Source organism: Ruegeria sp. HKCCD6647-2 (genome assembly GCF_057221075.1).
In genome coordinates this window covers 1,182,745-1,205,920 of the sequence record NZ_JBWVBD010000001.1, presented here as the reverse complement: position 1 = coordinate 1,205,920, position 23,176 = coordinate 1,182,745, and the positions used below count along the sequence as shown (strand labels likewise).

The 23,176-nt window shown below is 59.1% G+C and carries 25 protein-coding genes; 8 read left to right on the top strand and 17 right to left on the bottom strand.

Annotated elements, in window-relative coordinates:
- Window positions 1–14 precede the first annotated feature (14 nt).
- Window positions 15–323: a hypothetical protein gene (locus AC2TDJ_RS05860; protein ID WP_480840099.1), complete on the bottom strand. Its 309-nt coding sequence runs from the start codon at window positions 321–323 to the stop codon at window positions 15–17.
- Window positions 324–539: 216 nt separating this feature from the next.
- Here AC2TDJ_RS05860 and AC2TDJ_RS05855 point away from each other — a divergent pair, with 216 nt between their 5' ends.
- From AC2TDJ_RS05855 to AC2TDJ_RS05840, 4 genes are all read left to right on the top strand, one after another.
- Window positions 540–755 (top strand): twin-arginine translocase TatA/TatE family subunit, encoded by a 216-nt coding sequence (locus AC2TDJ_RS05855; protein WP_480840097.1) that lies wholly within the window; start codon window positions 540–542, stop codon window positions 753–755.
- Window positions 756–761: 6 nt separating this feature from the next.
- The gene (gene tatB, locus AC2TDJ_RS05850) at window positions 762–1,220 is read left to right on the top strand and encodes a Sec-independent protein translocase protein TatB (RefSeq protein ID WP_480840096.1); all 459 of its coding nucleotides are present in this window, start codon (window positions 762–764) and stop codon (window positions 1,218–1,220) included.
- A complete protein-coding gene (gene tatC / locus AC2TDJ_RS05845; RefSeq protein WP_480840094.1) occupies window positions 1,217–2,095 on the top strand; it encodes a twin-arginine translocase subunit TatC in 879 nt (292 codons plus the stop codon). Before tatB ends, tatC begins: the two co-directional genes overlap by 4 nt.
- A gap of 117 nt (window positions 2,096–2,212) precedes the next feature.
- A complete protein-coding gene (locus tag AC2TDJ_RS05840; protein WP_480840092.1) occupies window positions 2,213–3,055 on the top strand; it encodes an ATP-binding protein in 843 nt (280 codons plus the stop codon).
- Window positions 3,056–3,118: 63 nt separating this feature from the next.
- Here the strand turns inward: AC2TDJ_RS05840 and AC2TDJ_RS05835 are convergent, their stop codons facing one another.
- The 7 genes from AC2TDJ_RS05835 to AC2TDJ_RS05805 form a co-directional block, all read right to left on the bottom strand.
- Window positions 3,119–3,763 carry an SDR family NAD(P)-dependent oxidoreductase gene (locus AC2TDJ_RS05835; RefSeq protein ID WP_480840091.1) on the bottom strand — a complete coding sequence of 215 codons (645 nt, stop codon included), beginning with the start codon at window positions 3,761–3,763 and terminating at the stop codon, window positions 3,119–3,121.
- Between the two features lie 42 nt (window positions 3,764–3,805).
- Window positions 3,806–4,054 carry a hypothetical protein gene (locus AC2TDJ_RS05830; protein WP_480840089.1) on the bottom strand — a complete coding sequence of 83 codons (249 nt, stop codon included), beginning with the start codon at window positions 4,052–4,054 and terminating at the stop codon, window positions 3,806–3,808.
- 287 nt (window positions 4,055–4,341) lie between these two features.
- The gene (purF, locus tag AC2TDJ_RS05825; RefSeq protein WP_480840087.1) at window positions 4,342–5,865 is read right to left on the bottom strand and encodes an amidophosphoribosyltransferase; all 1,524 of its coding nucleotides are present in this window, start codon (window positions 5,863–5,865) and stop codon (window positions 4,342–4,344) included.
- A gap of 660 nt (window positions 5,866–6,525) precedes the next feature.
- Window positions 6,526–7,146 (bottom strand): CvpA family protein, encoded by a 621-nt coding sequence (locus AC2TDJ_RS05820; protein WP_480840085.1) that lies wholly within the window; start codon window positions 7,144–7,146, stop codon window positions 6,526–6,528.
- 39 nt (window positions 7,147–7,185) lie between these two features.
- Complete coding sequence (radA, locus tag AC2TDJ_RS05815) at window positions 7,186–8,550, bottom strand: DNA repair protein RadA (RefSeq protein ID WP_480840083.1); 1,365 nt, start codon at window positions 8,548–8,550, stop codon at window positions 7,186–7,188.
- A gap of 133 nt (window positions 8,551–8,683) precedes the next feature.
- Window positions 8,684–9,466, bottom strand: coding sequence for a kinetochore Spc7 family protein (locus AC2TDJ_RS05810; protein WP_480840082.1), 783 nt, complete (start codon window positions 9,464–9,466; stop codon window positions 8,684–8,686).
- 149 nt (window positions 9,467–9,615) lie between these two features.
- Window positions 9,616–10,068: a paraquat-inducible protein A gene (locus AC2TDJ_RS05805; RefSeq protein ID WP_480840080.1), complete on the bottom strand. Its 453-nt coding sequence runs from the start codon at window positions 10,066–10,068 to the stop codon at window positions 9,616–9,618.
- Window positions 10,069–10,237: 169 nt separating this feature from the next.
- Here AC2TDJ_RS05805 and AC2TDJ_RS05800 point away from each other — a divergent pair, with 169 nt between their 5' ends.
- On the top strand, window positions 10,238–10,606 hold the full coding sequence (locus tag AC2TDJ_RS05800; protein ID WP_480840078.1) for a hypothetical protein: 369 nt from the start codon (window positions 10,238–10,240) through the stop codon (window positions 10,604–10,606).
- Here AC2TDJ_RS05800 and AC2TDJ_RS05795 read toward each other — a convergent pair.
- The 9 genes from AC2TDJ_RS05795 to AC2TDJ_RS05755 all read right to left on the bottom strand — a co-directional run bounded on the left by AC2TDJ_RS05795 (window position 10,603) and on the right by AC2TDJ_RS05755 (window position 19,483).
- A complete protein-coding gene (locus AC2TDJ_RS05795; RefSeq protein ID WP_480840076.1) occupies window positions 10,603–11,349 on the bottom strand; it encodes an ABC transporter ATP-binding protein in 747 nt (248 codons plus the stop codon). The two genes, AC2TDJ_RS05800 and AC2TDJ_RS05795, sit on opposite strands and share 4 nt — an antisense overlap.
- Entirely contained in the window at window positions 11,346–12,128 is a 783-nt protein-coding gene (locus AC2TDJ_RS05790) for an MlaE family ABC transporter permease (RefSeq protein WP_480840075.1), read from the bottom strand. The genes AC2TDJ_RS05795 and AC2TDJ_RS05790 overlap by 4 nt, the downstream gene beginning before the upstream one ends.
- Window positions 12,125–13,159 carry an alanine racemase gene (alr, locus tag AC2TDJ_RS05785; RefSeq protein ID WP_480840073.1) on the bottom strand — a complete coding sequence of 345 codons (1,035 nt, stop codon included), beginning with the start codon at window positions 13,157–13,159 and terminating at the stop codon, window positions 12,125–12,127. Before alr ends, AC2TDJ_RS05790 begins: the two co-directional genes overlap by 4 nt.
- Before the next feature lie 272 nt (window positions 13,160–13,431).
- Window positions 13,432–14,922 (bottom strand): replicative DNA helicase, encoded by a 1,491-nt coding sequence (locus AC2TDJ_RS05780; protein ID WP_480840071.1) that lies wholly within the window; start codon window positions 14,920–14,922, stop codon window positions 13,432–13,434.
- 259 nt (window positions 14,923–15,181) lie between these two features.
- Window positions 15,182–15,859 carry an orotate phosphoribosyltransferase gene (locus tag AC2TDJ_RS05775; RefSeq protein WP_480840070.1) on the bottom strand — a complete coding sequence of 226 codons (678 nt, stop codon included), beginning with the start codon at window positions 15,857–15,859 and terminating at the stop codon, window positions 15,182–15,184.
- A 143-nt stretch (window positions 15,860–16,002) separates the two neighbouring features.
- Window positions 16,003–17,184 (bottom strand): ammonium transporter, encoded by a 1,182-nt coding sequence (locus tag AC2TDJ_RS05770; RefSeq protein ID WP_480840068.1) that lies wholly within the window; start codon window positions 17,182–17,184, stop codon window positions 16,003–16,005.
- Between the two features lie 201 nt (window positions 17,185–17,385).
- Complete coding sequence (locus AC2TDJ_RS05765; RefSeq protein WP_480840066.1) at window positions 17,386–17,862, bottom strand: CinA family protein; 477 nt, start codon at window positions 17,860–17,862, stop codon at window positions 17,386–17,388.
- Window positions 17,859–18,356: a phosphatidylglycerophosphatase A family protein gene (locus AC2TDJ_RS05760; protein WP_480840064.1), complete on the bottom strand. Its 498-nt coding sequence runs from the start codon at window positions 18,354–18,356 to the stop codon at window positions 17,859–17,861. The genes AC2TDJ_RS05765 and AC2TDJ_RS05760 overlap by 4 nt, the downstream gene beginning before the upstream one ends.
- Window positions 18,353–19,483, bottom strand: coding sequence for a bifunctional 2-C-methyl-D-erythritol 4-phosphate cytidylyltransferase/2-C-methyl-D-erythritol 2,4-cyclodiphosphate synthase (locus tag AC2TDJ_RS05755; protein ID WP_480840062.1), 1,131 nt, complete (start codon window positions 19,481–19,483; stop codon window positions 18,353–18,355). The genes AC2TDJ_RS05760 and AC2TDJ_RS05755 overlap by 4 nt, the downstream gene beginning before the upstream one ends.
- A gap of 234 nt (window positions 19,484–19,717) precedes the next feature.
- Here AC2TDJ_RS05755 and dusB point away from each other — a divergent pair, with 234 nt between their 5' ends.
- The 3 genes from dusB to AC2TDJ_RS05740 are packed head-to-tail and all read left to right on the top strand — an operon-like array spanning window position 19,718 to window position 23,093.
- Entirely contained in the window at window positions 19,718–20,647 is a 930-nt protein-coding gene (gene dusB, locus AC2TDJ_RS05750; RefSeq protein WP_480840248.1) for a tRNA dihydrouridine synthase DusB, read from the top strand.
- Window positions 20,644–21,726 carry a two-component system sensor histidine kinase NtrB gene (locus tag AC2TDJ_RS05745; protein WP_480840060.1) on the top strand — a complete coding sequence of 361 codons (1,083 nt, stop codon included), beginning with the start codon at window positions 20,644–20,646 and terminating at the stop codon, window positions 21,724–21,726. Before dusB ends, AC2TDJ_RS05745 begins: the two co-directional genes overlap by 4 nt.
- Window positions 21,726–23,093 (top strand): response regulator, encoded by a 1,368-nt coding sequence (locus tag AC2TDJ_RS05740; protein ID WP_480840058.1) that lies wholly within the window; start codon window positions 21,726–21,728, stop codon window positions 23,091–23,093. The genes AC2TDJ_RS05745 and AC2TDJ_RS05740 overlap by 1 nt, the downstream gene beginning before the upstream one ends.
- Window positions 23,094–23,176: the final 83 nt, after the last annotated feature.

The window sequence follows — 23,176 nt, the reverse complement described above, 5'->3', positions numbered from 1 at the left end:
GGATATCCTGTTTGTCATGACGCTCCTATGGTCCAATGGATCGCATCGTGTCGCATGGTTACTGTATCGGGTGCGATTGCGGCCATCACGGCGGGGGCGAATTCCTGCTTCGGGAATGCGGTTGCGGCAGCCTGTGCACTGTCCATGTCCGCCCAGATGACCGTGTCGGTCCAAAGCCCGTCCTCACCTGAACTGAGGCGCCGGAAGACAAAGCCCTGAGCATTTCGAACAAAGGCTTCTGTGCCCTTCATGATGTTCACGAAATCCTCCTCAGTTACGTCGGCGGCAAGTTTGAAGGTTACGGTTTCTGCGATTTGTGTCATGTCACGCTCCTGTTTTGTTGAGACAGGGTCGTTATAGTGGCTAGCAACTGACATAAACCTGTCAGTTGAAAAAAGCGAGACCTGTTAAAATGCGCCGACCCATCAATTTTCGGTGTCAATTTGATCTGGGTCCCTTTTGGCAAACCGTATCCGGGCGTAAACACGGTCCCAGATCAAATTCTCGGCGCGCTGCGTCGTTGTACAAGGAGAAGAGACATGCTCAACAATATCGGCCTTCCCGGTCTTCTGCTGATCGCCGTTGTGGTTCTGGTGCTGTTTGGCCGTGGCAAGATCAGCTCACTGATGGGCGAAGTGGGCAAAGGCATCACTGCGTTCAAAAAAGGCGTCAAGGACGGCTCGGAAGAGATCGAACAGGACGCGTCCGAGCTGGCCAAGGACGTCACGCCCGAGTCTGACAAAGACAAGGTCTAATCGGCCATGTTTGATCTGGGCTGGACCGAGCTTCTGGTCATCGGCATCGTTGCGTTGATCGTGGTAGGCCCGAAGGACCTGCCAGTGCTGTTCCGCAATGTCGGTCGCTGGGTCGGCAAGGCGCGTGGTATGGCGCGCGAATTCAGCAATGCCATGAACGAAGCAGCGGACGAGGCCGGCGTGAACGAGATCAAGAAAGGTCTCAACGCGGCTACCAATCCTGTGAACACGGCGATGGATGGCGTGAAGCAGGCAGCGCAGGACATGGCCAAAAGCATGGACCCGACCAAGTTCGATCCTGACAGCGAAACCGGTAAACTGGCAGCCGAGCGGGCCGAACAGGCCAAGAAAATCCAGGCCTCGACCGCACGCGCCGCAGCCGAGCGCAAGGCCAGGGAAGCTGCTGAAGCGCTGGCCAAAGCCGAAGAAGCCGAAGCCGCGCTGAACAGTGAAGGCAAAACATGACGAAGACCGACGAAATAGAAGATTCCTCGGCCCCGTTGATCGAGCATTTGACGGAGCTGCGCACGCGGTTGATCCACAGCGTGGTGGCTTTTCTGATCGGAATGATCATCTGCTTTTCGGTCGCGACGCCGATTTTTAATTTCCTGACCAACCCGTTGTGTGAGGTTCTGACCGAACGGGGGCAGGATTGCGGGTTGATATTCATCTCGCCTCAGGAAGGTTTCTTTGTCGCCATCAAGGTCTCACTTCTGGGTGGCTTCATACTGGCCTTCCCCTACATCGGAATGCAGATGTGGCGGTTTGTTGCACCGGGTCTGTACCGTTCGGAAAAGAACGCGTTCTTGCCTTTCATGCTGGCTTCGCCCTTCATGTTCCTGTTGGGCGCCAGCTTTGCCTTTTATGTTGTGACGCCGCTGGCCTACGACTTCTTCCTCGGTTTCCAACAGTTCGGAACGGAAGGTGAGGCCGTCGTGGACGGAGCCTCAACAGCACCGCTGAGCGTGGTGTTCCAGGGTTCGGCTCAGGAGTATCTGAACCTGACGATCAAGTTCATCGTGGCCTTTGGCCTTTGCTTCCAACTGCCGGTTCTTCTGACGCTCATGGGAAAAGCGGGCCTGGTCAGCGCCCAGGGCTTGGGCGAAGTGCGCAAGTACGCTGTGATCGGTATTCTGGTTCTGGCAGCGGTCGTGACGCCCCCGGATGTCATCACTCAGATCATCTTGTTCACGGTTGTGTACGGTCTCTACGAAGTCTCGATCTTCCTGGTCGCACGTGTCGAGAAGAAACGCGAAGAACAATTGCGGGCGGACGGCTACTATGACGACGAAGCCGAAACGGACGAAGAGATGGTGCAGGAACACGACAACGGCAAGTAACTTGTAGAAAAAACTGGATCAGGCGCGCCAATTGGTGGTGCGCCTTTTTCTTTTCCGCCTCTTGTTGCGCGGGATGGAACATGGTTTGAACCCATCCAGACAAGACCGGAGACGCCGATGGACGATCAAGCCCTGAACCGAATCGCCGATGCGCTGGACCGCATGGCGCCCGCGCCTTTGGCTGCGCCGGATTTCAACGCAGCGCCGGCGTTTGTATGGCATGTCGACCCGGATCGGCTGGAACCGGTCACGCTTGTCAACCGGGTCGATCTGGACCTTCTGGTGGGCATCAACCGCTCGCGCGATACCCTGCTCGATAACACGCGCCGCTTTGCGGCCGGATACAAGGCCAACAACGCGCTGCTGTGGGGCGCGCGCGGGATGGGAAAGTCCAGCCTCGTCAAGGCGGTCCACGGCGCGTTGCAAGCTGATCATCCGGACCTGAAGCTTGTAGAGTTACAGCGCGAGGACATGGCCTCGGTCGCGCGGCTTCTGAACCACCTGCGCGAAGCCCCGCACCGTTTCATTCTGTTCTGCGATGACTTGTCATTCAGCCACGACGACCAGCACTACAAGTCGCTCAAGGCAGTGCTGGATGGTGGTATCGAAGGGCGGCCTGAAAACGTCGTTTTCTACGCCACGTCGAACCGCCGCCATTTAATGCCGCGCGACATGATCGAGAATGAACGCTCCAGCGCCATCAACCCGTCCGAGGCGGTAGAAGAGAAAGTCTCGCTGTCGGACCGCTTCGGTCTGTGGCTGGGCTTCCATCCCTGCGACCAGGACGAATACCTGGCGATGATCGACCGCTATTGCTCGGCCTATGGCGTCAGCGTCGATGCGGAAACCCTGCGCGCCGATGCTATCGAGTGGCAGGCCACACGCGGTGCGCGCTCGGGCCGGGTGGCCTGGCAGTTTTTTGTCGACCTGGCTGGCCGAAACGGCGTTCACATCGCCTGATCCGCCGCTTCATCTGGCCAAAAATATCCCCGCCGGAGGCATGGCCCGCAGGGCCATCCCCATTCACAACGTCGAAATAATGCGCTTTGCCTCATCATCCGGGCTGGTCAAGGCCTCCCGATCCTCACCGGGGTGGAACCGAGCCCTGACAGCTGTGGGCATCGGCGCCGGCTCGACGATGGACACACGCGGGCCGGTACGTTCCGTCTCGGTTGCCCAGCTTCGTGCCAGCGCCATCTGTGCGGCCTTGGTTGCGCCATAGATGCCATAGAACTTCTCTCCCGCTTTGGGATCGTCAAAGAACACGGCGTGACCGGAGTCTCCCAATAGAGGAGCGATATAAGGGATCAGCACGGAGGTTGCGGTCGCGTTGGTGTTGATCGCCTTGGTCCACTCCTTGGGATCGACGAAATGCGCGGGCGTCAGAGCCGAGGTGTGAACGGCCGTATGCAACCAAAGATCCACTTTGCCCCAGCGATCGTGAATTCCGCGGCACAGTGTTGCCATGGCGTTCGGATCGGCAATGTCCATCGGTGCCAGTGTAGCCGAACCACCTTTGGCTTTTATGCGATCGTCCAGCTCTTCCAGCCCGCCTGTGGTGCGGGCAACGGCGACGATGTGGTAGTCGGGAGCCAGCGCTTCGGCCAGAGCTGCACCCAACCCGCGAGAAGCCCCGGTAATGAGGGCGATTTTGGTCTGATCGGTCATAAGTGCGGTTTGAACGCCCATGCGCGGGGCGTCAAGACTGGATCAGCTACCAGGTATGCTCATGCGCTTGGTCTGGCCGCTTTGTCGCAGCACGATACCGTCTTCATCGATGGCAACCACTGTCCCCGAGGCTACACGGCTGCCCAGTTTCACCTTCTTGATACGGCCCGAGGACAAACGCATCAGGGCCTGCATCTCTGCCTTGGGGCCAAAGACGCCCAATAGAGAGACTGAGTTCTTTTTCAGCGCTCCCTTCTGGGTCGCTGTGACTTTGACCGTAGCGTTTGGCATTCTTTGCGGTCCGGGAAATTGCCGGACCCCTTTTGGTGAGTGATTTGAGCCCGTCGGGTATCAAAGTGACGAGGGGAACAAAAGCTCACACGGCATGGCACGAAAGACCACGCGGAGGCGGTTTTGGAGAAACCTTTGCAATTACGGCAGGTTCATCGAAGGGTTGTGGGCGGATTTTCACCGGGCGCCGCTGGATGCACTCGCCAACGCAGTGTTGTCACACTCACAAACAATTCTGGGTAGTGCCGAGCTGATTCGCGAAAGGCGCGATACGTTCGCCGAGGCGCTTATCCTGAGGCCAGCTTGGCGGCGTTCCATGACCCGCCCGGTACCTGCATATCTTCCCGCTTTTTGCTGACGCGGCTGCTGTTCTCCAGGCTGTCCAGATAGTTTTCGCTGACGCTGCCGGTGATGTAGTTGCCGTCAAAGCAGGAACAGTCAAACGCCTCGATCTCAGGGTTGCCTTCCTTAGCGGCCCAGATCAGATCGTCAAGGTTCTGATAAAACAGCGCATCCGCGCCCAGTTCCTCGCGGATTTCCTCGATCTCTTTGCCGTTGGCGATCAGTTCATGCTTGGTGGGCATATCGATGCCATAGACATTGGGGTATTTCACCGGCGGTGAGGCGCTGGCGACATAAACCTTTTTCGCACCCGCTTCACGACACATCTGCACGATCTTCTTGATCGTATTGCCGCGCACGATCGAATCGTCGATCAGCAGGACATTGTGGCCTTCGAACTCCAGCGGAACCGCGTTCAGTTTGCGGCGAACGGATTTCTGCCGCTCGGCCTGACCGGGCATGATGAAAGTCCGCCCGACATAGCGGTTCTTGACCAGACCTTCACGGTAGGGAATGCCGGTGATCTTGGCCGCCTCAAGTGCCACCGGGCGGGCGCTGTCGGGAACGGGGATGATCCGGTCGATGTCCAGCCCCGATTCCTGTATCTGTTTGGCCAGTGTCTGACCCATGCGCATCTGAGTTTTGTAGACCGACACGCCATCCAGCAGCGAATCCGGGCGCGCCAGGTAGACATACTCGAAAATGCAGGGGGTCAGTTGGCCTTCGACCGCCTGGAACTCGTGCATTTTGCCGTCCAGATCGATCAGGATCGCCTCGCCGGGGCGCAGGTCGCGCATCTTGTCAAACCCGTTGATACCAAAGGCCACGTCTTCCGAGGCAAAGGCATAATCGTCGCCTTCACCTTCGATCGCGCGCTTGGCGACGGACAAGGGACGGATGCCGTAAGGGTCGCGGAAAGCCAGCATGCCGACACCGGCCACCAGACAGATCACCGAGTAGGCACCCTGAACACGTTCCATCGTCATTTTCACACCGGCAAAAATGTTGCGGATTGGGTCAGAATTGCCGTTCACCTTGATCGCGTCTGCCACTTTGTCGGCCAGCACATTCAACAGAATTTCCGAATCCGAGGTGGTTCGAAGGTGACGGCTGTATTTGCCGGTGACCTTCTCGCGCTGTTCGGCGGTATTGGTGATATTGCCGTTATGCACAAGATAGATGCCATACGGGGCATTCACGAAAAACGGCTGCGCCTCGGCCGCGCTGAGTGATCCGGCGGTGGGATAGCGGACATGACCGATGCCGACCTGACCCAGAAGCACCTCGGCATCCTGTGCGGTGAACACATCCTTGACCAGACCATTTGCCTTCTTTTCGCGGAAGAACTCTCCGTTATAGGTCACGATGCCCGAAGCGTCCTGACCCCGGTGCTGCAACATCAGCAGCCCGTCATAGATCTCCGCAAACACATCATGTGTCCGGCTTGCGATTCCCAAAATCCCACACATGTACGGGGCTCCAATATTCTATGACGTTTTGGCGTGAGGTTTGACCGACGAGCGGTTCCGGTTGCCCGGCATCCTCAGGGCAATGTGCCCGGGTGCTGCTGTTCCTGGTGCCAGAGTGGCGGTCATCATTGCGGCGCAGGCGCATGAGAACAGAAAGAACAAGATCGGCAGCTCCGATTCCGTGGCGGTTTGGCCATCACATAATGGCAAATCGCGCGCCTGTCATCAAAGGATCACATTTACCTTTTGACGCAGGCAAAAAACGGGCACGAGGGTTGGAAATGATGACAAGGCCGCCCGCGTGTGGTGTCATGGCCGGAATGGTGGCTGATCGTCCACCGTAGCGTAGCGAGTGGAAAACAGCCATGTGGGAACACAAGCCCAACACCCCAAAAGAACCCCCGGCCAAACGCCGATGCCATCGGTGCCGCGGGGCAGGGCGGGCACCGTGTGAAATCTGCAAAGGCGCCGGAGAAGTCGTCAAGAGCAGGGATATTTACGGTAAACCGGTTTCCAGCCGCTGCGACGGTTGCTTTGGGCTGAAAACCATTCGTTGCACGGTTTGCGGAGGAGAGGGGTTTGTCTGAACGCTCCGGTCCCCGTTAAAGCAAAAGCCCGGGCAATGCCGGGCTTTCGAATGGCTCTGAAAAGATCGCGGTCTCAACCTTGCGAGTCGTCCTGAGACTCCTCGTTTGTGGTGTCCGGCGTCGTGGCGTCCGGCGCATTGTCAGCGGTGCACGAGGCGACCAGTTCTTCGTACTGAGCGGTAATCCAGCCCAAAGCGGCCTCGGGGTTTTGCTCTTCGATTTTGTCGCTGAACTGTTCGAACACTTTGGCCGAACGGCTTTCGTCAACGATTGTGTAAGACTGCCCGGTCATCACGGTATCGTAGACAAAGAAGGCGATGGCCACCAGAAGGATGCCGCGGGCAACGCCAAAGAAGAACCCCAGGGCTTGGTCCAACCCGCCAATGGCTGAGCGCTGCACCAGCGATGAGAAGAGCGGGGTAAAGATGCTGACCACGATAAGTGCTACCGCAAACACGGCGGCAAAGCCGGTGATCACGGACAATTCACAGCTGTCGCGCAGGAATTCGCCAACCACCGGGACTTCTTTGACCAGTGGAACGACCTGGGGTGCGAAGATAAAGGCCAGAACGGCGGCTGCGACCCAGCCTGCGATGGCCAGAACCTCGCGCATGAAGCCGCGAGAGTAGGCGAGAATGCCCGACACCACGACGATCAGGGCAACGACCCCGTCAATAATTGTAAAACCTTCCATGGCCCTCGCCTGTTCGTTTCTGCCCCTCAGGGCGCGACTTTAACCTGCTCCGAAGGTTTCGCCAACAAACCCCACCAAATCAGAGGGTCGGGTGAGTGTCAGACCTGCCACAGTGCCGGTTTTGCCTCCGGCCGGAGCAATTGCCGCTGTGAAACCAAGTTTTTGCGCCTCTTTCAACCTGTTTTCGGTCTGCGGAGCCGGTCTAAGTGCCCCAGATAGCGAGATTTCTCCGAAAACGACCGTGTCGGCAGGCAGGGCGGTATCTTCGCGCGCGCTGAGCAGTGCTGCGGCAACCGCGAGGTCCGCAGCAGGCTCGCTAACCTTCAGGCCTCCGGCGACGTTCAGGTAGACATCAAGGCCCGCAAACGGGATGCCGCAACGCGCCTCGAGCACGGCGAGGATCATCGCCAGCCGTCCGCTGTCCCATCCCACGACCGTGCGGCGGGGTTGGGAATGGGGCGAGGGCGCGACAAGGGCCTGAAGCTCTACCAATACCGGGCGGGTGCCTTCGATGCCCGCGAATACCGCCGAGCCGGGGCTGGGTGTGCCGCGTTCCGACAGGAAGAGGGCGGACGGGTTCGTAACCTGTGCCAAGCCCTTGCCGGTCATCTCAAATACACCAATCTCGTCCGCCGGGCCAAAGCGGTTCTTGACCGCGCGCAGGATGCGGAACTGGTGGCCGCGCTCGCCCTCGAAATAAAGGACGGTATCGACCATATGCTCGACGACCCGTGGGCCGGCGATCTGGCCTTCCTTGGTGACATGGCCGACCATCACGATGGAAACGCAGTGCCGTTTGGCAAATGTCGTCAATTCGTGCGCGGCCGCACGGACCTGACTGACGGAACCCGGCGCGCTGTCGACATTGTCTGCCCACATGGTCTGGATCGAGTCGATGATGGCAAGACCGGGTTTTTCGGTTTCGAGCGTTGTCAGGATGTCGCGCAGGTTGGTTTCGGCGGCCAGTTGCACGGGGGCGTCTTCAAGCCCCAAGCGGCGGGCGCGCATTCGCACCTGCGCGCTGGCTTCCTCGCCCGAGACATAGATGGTTTTCACACCCGCGCGGGCAAACCGGGCTGCGGCCTGTAGCAGCAAGGTGGATTTGCCGATGCCGGGGTCTCCGCCAACCAGCAGGGCCGACGCCGGGACGAGACCACCGCCAAGCACGCGATCCAGTTCCTCGACCCCGCAAAGTGTACGCGGCGGGGGTGTTTCTTCGGTCGAAAGGTCCGTGAGCGTGAGGGATTTGCCCCGCTTACCGCCCAGCGATTTTCTTGCCGGACCAGCAGAAAGGGGCACGTCTTGGATGATAGTGTTCCACTCACCACAGGCGTCGCACCGTCCGGACCATCGGGTGTGAGAGGCGCCGCAGGCGGAGCATGAGAACGAAACAGTCTTGGCCATGCGGCCCTTGGTGCCCGAGGATTGGCAGTTCTTCAAGCCCTTACGGGCTTTCATCACTGCCGATATGCGCTGCGATCTCGGGCCCGAACGGGCCGTCGATCCCAACGGGCGCTGACGCGCCGATGCCGCGTAGCTATTCGGCGGCGCGCGGAGGTGTCATCGCGATGACGCTGGACGCGGTCGGATCGCTTCCATCCGGTGGTGATTGCAGTTGGGCTGTCAACTCGGGCAACAGTTCGAACAGTTCGTCCCGCAGGCGAATGAGTTGCGATCGGGCGATGGATTCCTCGATTTCGATGTCGCGGGTCCATTGGCGCAATTCGTGTTGAATGGTTTGTGCGTCTTCGATCCGTTTCTGGAAGCGCTCAACCTCTTCCTGACGCTGTTGCAGGAACGCACGGGCACGGGCGACCTTGGCTTCGCCGTAGGTTTCCGCCAACTCCTGACTGACCTGGCTCATCTGTGCCGCAAGTTCCAGCACCTCGGGTTCCAGCGCCTCGAGATCGGGATGGTCGCGCAGATAGGCCATCCGCTCTTTGACCGCATCGAACTCGGACGCCAGCGCAAAGGCACCGCTGCGATCAGCGGCATGGGCAACCTGATAGGCTTCGGCCACATCCTGCATGTTAAGTGTGAATTTGCGGTGTGCGTTTTCCAGCGCCATCATCCGGGCGTTCGACGGCAGGTAGAAGGCGAGCATCAGGATCAACGCGGTTAGGCCGGTCTGAACGTAGATACCCGCATCAATGGTTGCTCCGCCGCCCAGACCGGCCTGTATGGACAGCCAGGGCAGGACACCAAACGCGGACATCAGGGTGGTGGTCACGGCAAAAAGCGCCGCCGCGCAAATAAGAAAAAACGTCAGTTTCAGGAAAGCATTCTGGAATTGCAAGGTAACACTGTGGAGGGCGGCCATGGTCGTCGAACTCCTTTTCAAACCGATACACACCGGGCCGAAGCGGAGGACACATCAAACAGGTAAAGCGATCCGCTACGGACCCGTAACTACGAAAACGTTGCTGCTCGAAATACAAAAATGATACTCAGATAAATGTTTTCAATCAATTAGGGCTGAGGATTTCGTGAACTGGATGTCATTTCCGTAATGTGCCCCAGTGCGATCGAGGCCAGAATGCAGGCCGTGAAAAGGTAAAGACCCCACGCAGTTTCGATGGTCGCGTAGGAAAATCCCTTGGCCAGAGTGATGTAGAGTGCGATCAGGAAGATGTCGGCCATGGCGAGCTTGCCGAGAATGTGCAGGGCGGGCTGAACGCGGGCGTCCAGAAGGTTCCACTGGATCAGCGCGGTGCCGATGGTTTTGAGGTAAGGGGCGAAGAGGGCAAAGACGGTGACGATCAGCGCCAGGAAGACGTCCGATTTCCACAGCGATTGGAGCCCGGTAATGACGCTGATTTCGCTGAGGCCGAAGATCGGCAGCAGGCCCGCGCGCATCAGCGGGGCGAACCACGCGATGGGGTAGAGGATCAGGAGCGAGAGGGTGGCGAGGCGGAGGGTCATGTGCAAGATTTTGGTAAGGCAACTGAATACTTAGTGAGTGCAGGTATCTGCGGCAAGTTCTGAGTTGCGGTCGCTTGAGTTGAGTGTAAGTTTAGGTAACTCATAAATTAATCAGCTTTAGATTGCAGTGTCTGACCCTATAATAAAGATCGTAAATGGCCCATCCGCGTTGAGCAAAGGAATCGCTGCTGCGGGAACTGACGGCTTAAATGCTGTCTTTTCTGCTGGGAGTGCTGCAGCAGACAGATTACCGTTTGACCGAGAGCAGCTTTTCGGTGTTTTGCATTTCCGGCTATATGAAACGGATCGCGCAAGAAAAAGAGCAGGATGGATTGGTGGCCGCCTCTACAACAAGTTTTCCGGTGAAGATCCCGACTACATTCCAGTTTCCGGCACACATCTTCGACAAGTGTTTGATGCAATTCGCATCCAAACCCCTGATTTTATTGTAAATTCCGGACAATACCTGTTGCGTTGTGACTACGCCAAGCGCGCATATGACCAGATAAAGCATGAACGCGAGGCGGGGAAAGTTTAGCGCACCGCCTCAATCGGCCCCTCAGCACTCCCACTGATGAACTGCTCGACATAGGGATCACCCGACGCATCCATCTGCTCAACCGGCCCGGTCCACTGGATCACGCCGTCATGCAGCATCGCCACGTTGTCGGCAATCGCGCGGACCGAGCTCATGTCGTGGGTGATGGTCATGGCGGTGGCGCCCATCTCGGTCACGATTTCGCGGATCAGGTCGTTGATGACGCCGGACATGATCGGGTCGAGGCCGGTGGTGGGCTCATCGAAAAAAATGATCTCGGGGTCGGCGGCGATGGCGCGGGCCAGGCCCACGCGTTTTTGCATACCGCCCGACAGTTCCGATGGGTACAAATCGGCCACCTTGGCCCTCAGACCGACGCGGCGCAGCTTGTCGATGGCGATTTCGCGGGCGTACTCCGGGGGACGTTTCAGCGGTCCGCGCAACAGCCTGAAGGCGACGTTCTGCCAGATGGGGAGTGAGTCAAACAACGCACCGCCCTGAAACAGCATGCCAAATCGGGCCAGAAATGCATCCCGGTCGCCTTTTTGTGCATCCTTGCCGTCCACATAGATCTTTCCGCTGTCGGGTTTGATCAGGCCGAGGATACACTTCAACGCCACGGATTTCCCAGTGCCCGAGCCACCGATGATGACCATCGACGTGCCCTTGGGGATTTCAAGATTCATGCCCTGCAGCACATGGTTGTCGTCAAAGGCTTTATGTACGTTCTCCATCCGGATCATAGCGAGAAGAACACCCCTGTCAGAACGAAGTTGGCGGCGAGGATCAGAACGGCGGCAGCCTCGACCGAGCCCTTGGTGGCGCGCCCCACACCCTGCGCGCCGCGGCCTGAGGTCATGCCGTAATAGCACCCCATGATGGCGGCGATCATGCCGAAGGCGGCACCTTTGACCAGCGACGATACGATGTCCCGGATTTCAAGGAAGTCGACCGTGTTTTTCAGGTAAGCCGCCGGGTTGAAGCCCAGGTTTTGCGTTGCAACCGTGTACCCGCCGGCGATGCCGATGATGTCGCCGACCGCAACCAGAGCCGGAACTGTCAGAACGGCCGCAAGCACGCGGGGTGCGGTCAGGTATTTCATCGGATGGGTCGACAATGTGACCAAGGCGTCGATTTGTTCGGTCACTTTCATCGTCGCGATCTCGGCCGCGATAGAGGAGGTCACGCGCGCCGCGATCATCAGGCCGACCAGCACGGGGCCAAGCTCGCGCACCATGCCGATAGCGACGATTTGGGGCACAACGGCCTCGGCATTGAAACGCGCACCCCCGGCGTAGATTTGCAGGGCCAGCGCACCGCCGGTGAAGATGGCAGTCAGGCCGACGACGGGCAGGGACAGCCAGCCGATATTCAGCAGCGCGATCATGATTTCCCGCGGATAGAACGGCGGGCGGAATATGTGCGAGATTGCGTCCACGGCAAACAACGCCACCCGGCCAAACGACGCAAACGCGTTCAGCACGGCCCGGCCCAGCCCCCCCAGCGCGGTGATTGGGTTCATTCCACGTAGCCTCGCGAATATCGGCTGCCCATCGAGGTCAGGATCTCATATCCGATCGTGCCGGCGGCTTCGGCCAAATCATCGACGGTTTGATGTCCGTTCAGGATGCGCAGGCGCTCGGGGTCTTCGGGCAGGTCGGTCACGTCGACCGTGATCAGGTCCATCGAAATGCGACCGACGACGGGGCAGGGCAATTCCCCCGCGAAGGTATCGATGCCGCCTCCGATGGCGCGATGCAACCCGTCCGCGTAGCCTGCCGAGACGGTCGCGATCCGGGACGGGCGACGAGCGGTCCAGGTGTTGCCGTATCCGACGGTTTCACCCACCTCGACCTGACGGACCTGAATGACGGGCAAATCGACGGTAACGACAGGCTTTGCCTCGGCAAAGGGCAGACCACCATAGAGGCCAATCCCCGGTCGGCAGAATTCAAAATGGAACTCGGGCCCCAGCAACGTTCCACCCGTTGCCGCCAAGGACCGCGGTATCGAAAGACCTTCGGTCATGCCCCGGAAGGTCTGCAACTGCTGCAGGTTCATCGGATGGTCTGGCTCGTCCGAGCAGGCCAGATGCGACATCGCCACGACTGGATTGAGCGATAAGGCAGAGTCCCGCAGTTCGGCCCAGTCCGTGGGTTCCATCCCCAACCGGTTCATACCGCTGTCCAGTTGGATACCGAAGGGGTGATCGGGCAGGGCCTCGCGGTGACGCTGAAACTGTTCCGGAGAGTTGATCAACGGGATCAAACTATGGTCGGATATCAGCTCGTTGTCGCCGTCCATATGGCCCGAGAAAACAAAAATTTCCGGGCCCGGCCCCAGTGCCTTTCGCACTTCGACCCCTTCTTCGGCCGCAGCGACAAAGAACTTGCGAACGCCTTCTTCAGCCAGAGTCCAGGATACCGGTCCGGCGCCCAGCCCATAGGCGTCCGCCTTGACCACAGCGCCGGTTTCGACATTCGTTTTGGCATCCAGCGCGCGCCAGTTATGGGCAAGCGACTGAAGATTGATCGTTAATCGTGCAGTACTCATGCGTCGTTCATGACATTGGATCGTCGCAGGTCAAGGGGGGAATACCCTATTTCTTTCCCGGTTGGTGCGCCTCGTAGGCAGCTTCCGGTTCAGAACTTAGAAAATCGGCAAATATCAGCGGGTTGAAACGGGGTTAACCGACATCTGGCAAGGGTTGTATTATTGTATTCGCATGCGGGTCAAAGAGGTTCGGAAAGCTGTATCGTTCACGACCCAAACGGTCGACTGCACGATGCGGCTTGGGCAACATCCGTCCGTATCGCATCTGCGGATCAGTAACTTTCGATCTCGCCGCCCTGTTGCCAGGGCTTCACCAGATTGCCAAAGCGGGTGAACTGCGCCTCGAACGACAACTCGACCGTGCCGATGGGGCCGTGGCGCTGCTTGCCGACAATCACCTCGGCCTTGCCATGCAGGCGCTCCATGGCCTGTTTCCACTCTTCCATCTTTTCCAGCTCATGATCGCCTGGCTTTTCGCGTTCCTTGTAATATTCCTCACGGAATACAAACATCACCACGTCCGCATCCTGTTCGATCGAGCCCGATTCCCGCAGATCGCTTAGCTGCGGGCGTTTGTCGTCGCGGCTTTCTACCTGACGGCTCAGCTGGGACAAGGCGATGACGGGGATGTTCAGTTCCTTGGCAATCGCTTTCATGCCCATCGAAATCTCGGCGATTTCGTTGACGCGGTTGTCGGACATGCCCCGGCACAGCTGCAGATAGTCGATGACCAGCAGGTCCAGTCCATGCGTCCGCTTCAACCGCCGTGCGCGGGCGGCAAGCTGTGAGATCGGCAGGGCAGGTGTGTCGTCAATGAACAGAGGGCAGGCTTCCAGTTCCTTAGCGGCATCGACGAAACGGCGGAACTCGGCCTCGGTCATGTCACCTTGACGGATCTTGTGGCTGGAGATTTCAGAGGCTTCGGCCAGAACGCGACCGGCCAGCTGTTCGGCGCTCATCTCGAGCGAGAAGAATCCCACGACGCCGCCATCAATCGCGCCTTCGCTGCCATCAGGTTTCAGCCCGCGCTTGTAAGCCTTGGCTACGTTGAACGCCACATTGGTCGCTAGCGAGGTTTTACCCATCGACGGACGACCCGCGAGAATGATCAGGTCCGATGGGTGCAACCCGCCCAATTGTTTATCCAAGTCGGCCAGACCGGTGGAAATCCCCGCCATGCCGCCACCGCGCTGGTACGCCTCATTGGTGACGTTGACGGCTTCTGTGACCGCCTTTAGGAAGGATTGGAAACCCTGTTCGGTCTGGCCCTGCTCGGAGAGCTGATAGAGCTGTTGCTCGGCCTCGACGATTTGCTCTTTGGGCTCACTGGACACATCGACCCGCGCGGCCTTGTCCGAGATGTCGCGACCCAGCCGGATCAGCTCGCGCCGGATCGCCAGATCATAGATCATCTGGGCATAGTCATGCACCGCGAAGGCACTGATCGAGGCCCCGGCGAGTTTGACCAGATAGGCGGGTCCGCCCAATTCCTTCAGGCCCTCGTCATCCGCCATGAAGGATTTCAGCGTCACGGGTGAAGCCAGCGCATTCTTGGCGATGCGCGTGGCTGCGACCTCGTAAATCCGCGAGTGAACTGGGTCGTAGAAATGCTCGGCCCCGATGATCGAAGCGACCCGGTCATAGAGGTCGTTATTGGTTAGGATCGCGCCCAAAAGCTGCTGTTCGGCCTCAATGGAATGCGGCATGGTCTCGGCGTTCTGAATCTGCGCTGCTGCCTGCTCGATACTGCTGATCTCGTTCATCTTGTCCCCGCTGCCCGTTCCGAGGTTCTACACGCCAAGCCCCGGTTCAAGCTATCTGCAAATGAATGGGGGTAAGTTGGTATAACCGCCCCCGGCTTCGGGATAACTGCCCATCTGAATGGGGATAACTTCCGCCCAGTTTTGCACGGGACGAAAGCTATCGCAACATTTGGTGTGATGGGCGCGAAATTCGACTAGATAGGCGCGCTTTGGATCGATTCGAAAATCAACTATCCCCAGCTTACCCACAGGCCGAATTTTACGATTTATTCGCGTCCTGCCACCCGCGCGGGTCGTTCAGGAAGGCTTCGACACCGCTAAGGGTCTCTTCGTCAAAGGCCTTTTGCGCCTTGGCCTCGGCCAGGACGTCCCACCAAGTGCACAGCGAATGCAGCTTCACGCCGTGATCGCCCAGGGTCTTCTCGGTCTCTGGAAAGATGCCGTAGTAAAAGATCACCGCTGTATGGCCGCAGGTCGCGCCCGTTTCACGGATCGCATCGACAAAGGACAGCTTGGAGCCGCCATCGGTGGTCAGATCTTCGACCAGCAGCACGCGTTCCCCTTCGCTCATCGCGCCTTCGATGCGGGCGTTGCGGCCGTAGCCTTTGGGCTTCTTGCGCACATAGGTCATGGGCAGGGCCATACGCTCGGCGACCATGGCGGCAAAGGGGATGCCGGCTGTCTCGCCGCCCGCGATATTGTCGAACGCCTCGAACCCGGCCTCGCGCATCACGGTGACGGTCAGGAAATCCATCAAGGTCGAGCGGATACGCGGGTATGAGATCAGCTTGCGGCAATCGATATAGGTCGGGCTGGGCAGGCCGCTGGCCAGTGTGAACGGTTCACGCGAGTTGAAATGCACGGCCTTGATCTCCAGCAGCATCCGGGCAGTCAGGCGGGCGATTTCGGTGCTGTCGGGAAATGAACTGGGGATCATGGCGCAAACCTCTGGGCTGAAAGGACGTTGCGGGCTGATAGCGCGACGCCTGGGTCAGAGTCGAGAGGGGTTGGCCAAAAGAAAAGCGGACCCCCAAGAGGTCCGCTTGTGCCCTTGCAGGCGATCAGGCAACTAAGGTGGGCTTAGCTGCTGATGTCGTAGGCACGTTCTCCGTGTACCGATAGATCGAGCCCGTTTGTCTCGGTCTCGGCGTCTACGCGAAGCGGTGTGATCAGCGCAACCACTTTTACCAACACAAACGTGACAACTGCCGTAAAGGCACCCACGATCAGCAGCCCGCCCAGCTGTGCAGTCCAGGTGCCCAGACCGAATAATGCGATCATAAGCGTTCCGAAAATCCCACCAACGCCGTGCACGGCGAACACGTCCAGCGTGTCGTCGATATTCAGCTTGTTGCGAATGACATTGACCGCTTCCTGACACAACACGCCGGCCACTGCACCGATGATCAACGCCTGCACCGGTCCCACGAATCCCGAGGCCGGGGTGATCGAGGCCAGACCGGCAATCGTACCCGTAACCAGACCAACCATCGACGCCTTGCCGAAACGAATCTTCTCCCACAGCGCCCAGGTCAGCGAAGCAGTGGCAGCGGACAGATGCGTCACGGTCATCGCCATTGCGGCGCCTCCGTCAGCGGCCAGTTGCGAACCGCCATTGAAGCCGAACCAGCCGACCCACAGCATCGCCGCACCGACCATGACAAAACCGGGGCTGTGCGGCGGGGTGGTGCGATTGCGGCGTGGTCCAAGGATCACAGCGATGATCAGGGCGGCCAGACCGGCCGTTTCATGGACGACAATGCCGCCTGCGAAATCTCGCACACCGATCTCACCCAGAATACCGCCATCGGTCAGCATGCCGCCGCCCCAGATCCAATGGACGACCGGTGCATAACACAGCAGCATCCAAAGGGCCGAGAAGGTCAAAACGAATCCGAAACCCACCCGCTCGACATAGGCCCCAACAATCAGTGCTGGGGTGATGATGGCGAAGGTCATCTGGAAGGCGAAGAACAGGACCTCGGGCAGGGTACCAGCCAAGCTGTCGGCATCGACGCCGTTCAGAAACGCTTTGCCCAACCCGCCCCACAAGCCGGAAGCGCCGGGGCCGAATGCAATCGAGTATCCGGCGACCAGCCAGAGGATGCTCATCAGGCACGCGATGCTGAAACAGTGCATGAACACGCTCAGCACGTTTCGGGCGCGAACGAGGCCGCCGTAAAACAGGGCAAGGCCCGGTAATGTCATGAACAGGACCAACGCCGTTGCGACGATGATCCAGGCTGTATCGGCTCCGTTCATGGGCCGCTCTCCTCTTTCGCTGCAGGGGCGCCGATCCGTGCTTGCACGTCACCGACTGGCGCCTGATGAGTGGTGTGCTGTGCGTTGAAGCGAAGAGAGGGCGAGGAAAAAAGAGGCAGCACCCCAAAAGACCGCTTATTTTGAGGGCCTTTTTTCAACTGGTGACAAATTTTGCGCCTTCATGGGGCGAGTGGCGCAAATTTAGGCAAAGCGCGAAACGCCCTGAGAGAGCAGCGTCAACGCGTGGTCGCGGGCAGCGCGTCGGACGTCGTCGCGGCCCAATGCTCCGAATTCAACGGTTTCCACCTGTGTCGGCTGACCTATAGCCGCCAGCCCAAAGCAGACGCGCCCTTCGGGCTTGAACTCGGATCCGCCGGGGCCCGCAATGCCAGTAATCGAAACAGCCAGCTGCGCCTGAGACTGGCGCAATGCCCCTTCGGCCATCTCACAGGCAACCTCCTCGGACACCGCTCCATGCGTTGCCAGAGTTTCGGCATCAACGCCCAGCATCTGCTGTTTGGCTTCGTTCGAGTAAGTGACGAACCCCCGGTCGACCACGGCTGAACTGCCGGGAATATCGGTCAGCGCGGCGGCAACCATGCCGCCCGTGCAGCTTTCGGCTGTGACGATCATCAGGTTCCTTGCCTTGGCCCGTTCCAGCAGATCAGCGACATTCATAGGCCCAAAACCCCATGGGCAATCCCTGCAAGGATCACTACGCCAACGGCGGCGAATGCTCCGGCGATCACGTCGTCCAGCATCACACCCATCGGATCACCTCGCCGGTCGGCCCAACCGACGGGCCCGGGTTTGGTGATGTCGAACAGGCGGAACAGAACAAACCCCGCCACCCAGCCGGGCCATAGCGCCGTGATTTCGATCCCATTTGCCCAGGCAGGGTAGGATATTGCCCAAAGGGCGATGAATTGCCCCGCTACTTCGTCGATCACGATTTCCGACGGGTCGTGGTCATCCTGTCCTTCGGTCATGACACGGGTGGCCCACAAACCGCCAAAAAACGCCGCGAGCGTTGCCAGCACCAGCAAAGGAAACCCGCCAAGCGTATGCAGCACCCAGGCCATTGGCAAAGCTGCCAGCGACCCCCAGGTACCCGGGGCAGGGCGCAGATAACCGACGCCGCCAACTGTTCCGATCAGGCGCGCGGCCGTCATGCTTTCACCAGACAGGCCGTGGCAATCGAGGCAATCCCCTCACCGCGGCCGGTAAAGCCCAGTCGTTCGGATGTGGTCGCTTTGATCGAAACTTGATCCGCTTCTAACTCCATGATTTTGGACATTTCTTCCTGCATCGCCTGGGCGTACGGCCCGATCTTGGGATATTCGCAAACCAGCGTGCAATCCACGTTCGAGATGCGAAAGCCCATCTGGCCCGCCAATTCGACCGCGTGCCGCAGAAAGATCTTGCTGGCTGCACCCTTCCACTGAGGATCGGATGGCGGGAAGTGCTGGCCGATATCGCCACGCGCCAGTGCGCCGTAGATCGCGTCCGTGACCGCGTGCATTCCTACATCGGCATCCGAATGCCCCTGTAGCCCGCGATCATGCGGAACCTCTACTCCGCACAGGATCACACGATCCCCGTCGCCAAAACGATGCACGTCGTACCCGTTGCCCAGCCTTACATCCATATCCGTTCCTATTATGCGTTCAGCCCGGGCAAAGTCCTCGGGTCGGGTGATTTTTATGTTGTCCGCGTCGCCCGGCACAATGGCAACGTCCATCCCGGCTGCCTGCGCGACTTCGACATCGTCCGCTGCGACTCCGGCATGTCTCGCGTGGGCAGAAACGATGGCGTCATACAAAAAACCCTGCGGAGTTTGTGCCGCGAACAGGTTGCTACGGTCTTGAGTGCCTGAAACACTTGCATCTGCACCGATCCACAGAGCATCGGTAATAGCCAAACCCGGCGCTGCGGCAGGGCTGGTTTCAAGGGCTTCCAGAACGCCCCGAATGACGCGGGCACTGACACAGGGGCGTGCCACGTCATGAATAAGAACCCGCTCGACATTATGTCCGGCCAGTGCCTTTAGCCCGTTTCGAACCGATCCAGCCCGATCTGCGCCGCCCTTAGTCAGGATCAAATCCGTCTTGCCGAACTCTTTCCACGCCGGCGTATCCTCGGGGGCAAGCACCAAAACGATGTGATCGACCTTTTTGCGGAACCGGTCGATGGTCCAGTCGGCCACTCGCCGTCCAGCCAGAGCACGCCATTGTTTTGGTGTGCCGCCTCCGGCGCGCAATCCGCGTCCTGCGGCGACAATAATGGCGGCGGTGGTCATGGGGTGGCGTCTCCTGTCTTGGGCAATGTTTAGGGGGCGGTGAATGCAGAGGCAATCACCCGCGTCAATTCGCCCAAAAAATAGGCATATGATGATTTTGCGGGCTTGTTTGGCGCCGTTTTCTTGTTCATATGCTGCGTTTTCGATATCAAATCTGCAATTGCTCAAGGATTAGGCACGTTGACCCTGCGTCTTGCTGAAAAGGAACTGACCCCTCCGGTGTTGTTGGCGCCGATGGCTGGAATCACTGACCGACCGTTCCGCGATCTCGTCATGCGGTTCGGCGCAGGCATGGTCGTCAGCGAGATGGTCGCCAGTCAGGAGATGGTGCAGGCGAAACCCGGCGTGCGTGAGCGGGCCGAGCTTTCCGCGGATATTGAAAACACCGCCGTGCAACTGGCGGGTCGAGAGGCGCACTGGATGGCCGAAGCCGCCCGTCAGGTGGCCGACCGGGGTGCGCGGGTGATCGACATCAATATGGGGTGTCCCGCCAAAAAGGTAACGAATGGGTATTCCGGATCCGCATTGCTGAAAACACCGGACCACGCACTAACGCTGATCGAGGCGGTAGTGGGCGCCGTGGACGTGCCTGTGACGCTGAAAACGCGGCTGGGCTGGGATGACTCGCTGCTGAACGCTCCGGATGTGGCCCGGCGTGCGCAGGATGCCGGCATTCAAATGGTCACGATTCACGGACGCACGCGGTGTCAGTTCTACAAAGGTCGCGCTGACTGGCAGGCGATTAGGGCAGTGAAAGAGGCCGTTTCGATCCCCGTGATCGCCAACGGAGATATCGTTGATACGACGGCCGCCAAAGAGGCTTTGGAAAGGTCGGGCGCAGACGGTGTTATGGTAGGACGCGGCGCGCAGGGCAAACCTTGGCTGCTGGCCCAGATTTGTCACGATCTCTACGGGGGGGAGGCGCCGGAAATTCCTGAAGGCAAGGACCTGATTGCGATGGTCCGGGCACATTATCAGGCAATGCTGGGCTTTTACGGTCAGGATTTGGGCCTTCGCGTCGCCCGAAAGCATCTGGGGTGGTATATGGATGAGGCAGGCACACCCTTGACCCTGCGCCGGGCGGTCTTGACCTCACGGGATCCGGACGAAGTGTTGCGCTTGCTGGGCGACGCTCTGATCGTCAGGACGGAGGAGGCCGCATGACGTCGGATCAAGCCATCTGGGCCTCTTTGCCGGTTCCTGCCTTCATCATTGACCCGGATGACCGGGTTGCTGATGTCAACTCGTCAGGTGAGGGGTTTCTGAACGCGTCGCGCAAATCCGTACTGGGAAACCCGGTCTGGGATTTGTTGGCCGTCGACGCTCCTCTGGAAGAGGCGTTTGTGCGTGCCCGGCAATACGGGACTCCGCTTTTCGTGAATGATGTGGATGTCGGGTCGGGCAACCGGGCGCCATTGCAATGCGCGCTGCAAATCGCGCCGTTGATGGGGCATCCGGGCTCGATGATCATGACCATCTCGCCGCGTGAACTGGCGGGTCGAATGACACTTGGCAACACAGTCAAATCAGCGGCCCAATCCGCGATCGGAATGGCCGAAATGCTGGCGCATGAGATCAAGAATCCGCTGGCCGGCATCACGGGTGCCGCGCAGCTTCTCAGCATGAATATTCCGCAGCAAGATCTTGAACTTACAGACCTAATCGTTGCCGAGACTCGACGTATCGTGAAATTGCTGGAGCAGGTCGAGCAATTCGGAAACCTGTCAAAACCTGATTTCAAGCCGGTCAATATCCATGATGTTTTGGATCGCGCGCGCCGGTCGGCGCTGCTGGGTTTTGGGGCGCATATGACCATTATTGAGGACTACGACCCCTCACTGCCCTTGGCTTATGGTGATCCCGATCAGTTTTTGCAAGTGGTGCTGAACCTGCTCAAGAACGCCTCGGAAGCCGCTGATCCCAAAGGCGGAACCATTCGTCTGCGTACTTATTTCGAACATTCTTTCCGCCTACGCCGCAGCGACGGCACGGGCCATTCGCTGCCCCTGCAGATCGAGATCATCGACGATGGTCCCGGTCTGCCCGAGAAAATCCGCAGCGACATTTTCGATCCCTTCGTTTCGGGTAAAGACAACGGCACTGGCCTCGGGCTGGCACTGGTCAGCAAGATCGTGTCGGACCACGACGGCTGGATTTCAGCCGACTCCGTACCCGGACGCACCGTATTTCGCCTGTCCCTGCGACGGGCGCACAGTGAAGAGCAGCGCAAGGAGAGCCTCTGATGGATGGCACAGTTCTGGTCGCCGATGACGATCGCACAATCCGAACGGTTTTGACTCAGGCCCTGACGCGGGCGGGATGCAAGGTGCATGCGACCTCGTCGCTGACCACGCTGATGCGCTGGGTGGGCGAGGGCAAGGGCGATGTCGTGATTTCGGACGTTGTCATGCCCGATGGCAACGGGCTGGAGATGCTGCCGAAAATAGCCCAGGACCGGCCCGGACTGCCGGTGATCGTGATCTCGGCCCAGAACACGATCATGACGGCAATTCAAGCGGCCGAGGCAGACGCATATGACTATTTGCCGAAGCCTTTTGACTTGCCGGACCTGATGAAACGCACTGCGCGCGCATTGGAGGCCAAACAGCGCGCGCTGCCGGAACCCGCCGACACGACAGAGGAGCGACCGGACGAGTTGCCGTTGGTGGGGCGGACGCCTTTGATGCAGTCGCTATACAGGCTGGTTGCGCGCGTGATGAATACGGATCTGTCGGTCATGATTTCCGGTGAAAGCGGAACCGGTAAGTCGCTGATAGGGCGCGCTATTCACGATTTCTCGGACCGTCGCACATTACCATTCGTGACCGTAACGGCGACCGAACTGAGCGATCTGGAAGGCCCCGCGCGGGTGATGGCCCGGGTACGTGGCGGGACGTTGTTGATTGACGAGATTACCGACATTGAAGATGAAGTTCAGGCCCGGATCGTTCGGATGATGGACACGCCGGGCGACCATGTGCCGCGCTTCATGGCCACCAGTCAGTCGGACCTGACCGGTGCGATGGAATCCGGCCGTGTGCGCCAGGACCTGTATTATCGTTTGTGCGGCGCGACGATCCACGTTCCGGCACTGCGGGAGCGCGTGGACGACATCACCCTTTTGGCCGATCATTTTCTGGCCCGGGAGGAGCGTGAAACGGGAACGAAGCGCTGGCTCAGCCCGGATGCGGTTGAACTGGTGCGACGGTATTCCTGGCCCGGCAACGTGCGCCAACTTGAAAACGCCATTCGCCGTCTCAGCCTGACCAGCCGGGCCGACGAGATTTCCCGGACCGAAGTAGAAACGGTTTTGGGCAGTCAGCCCGAAGCCGAACCGGTTCTGGGAGACGGAGAACGCGAAAAACTGTCGGCCTCGGTCGGGCGACATCTGCGACGGTATTTTGATTTGCACGGGAATATTCTGCCGCCGCCGGGCCTGTATCAGCGGATTTTGCGCGAAGTCGAAGCGCCGCTGATCGAAATCGCTTTGGATGCAACCGGTGGAAATCAGGCAAAATGTGCTGATTTATTGGGGATTAACCGAAATACGCTGCGTAAAAAAATTACGGATCTCGATATTCAGGTGACACGTCGCCGCAAACTGATGTAATATCGCCACACAAAACGTGGCATCCGGGTTCGTTCCGGCCAACGACCACGACATATGGCGGTAAGTCGCGCAGGCGACACATC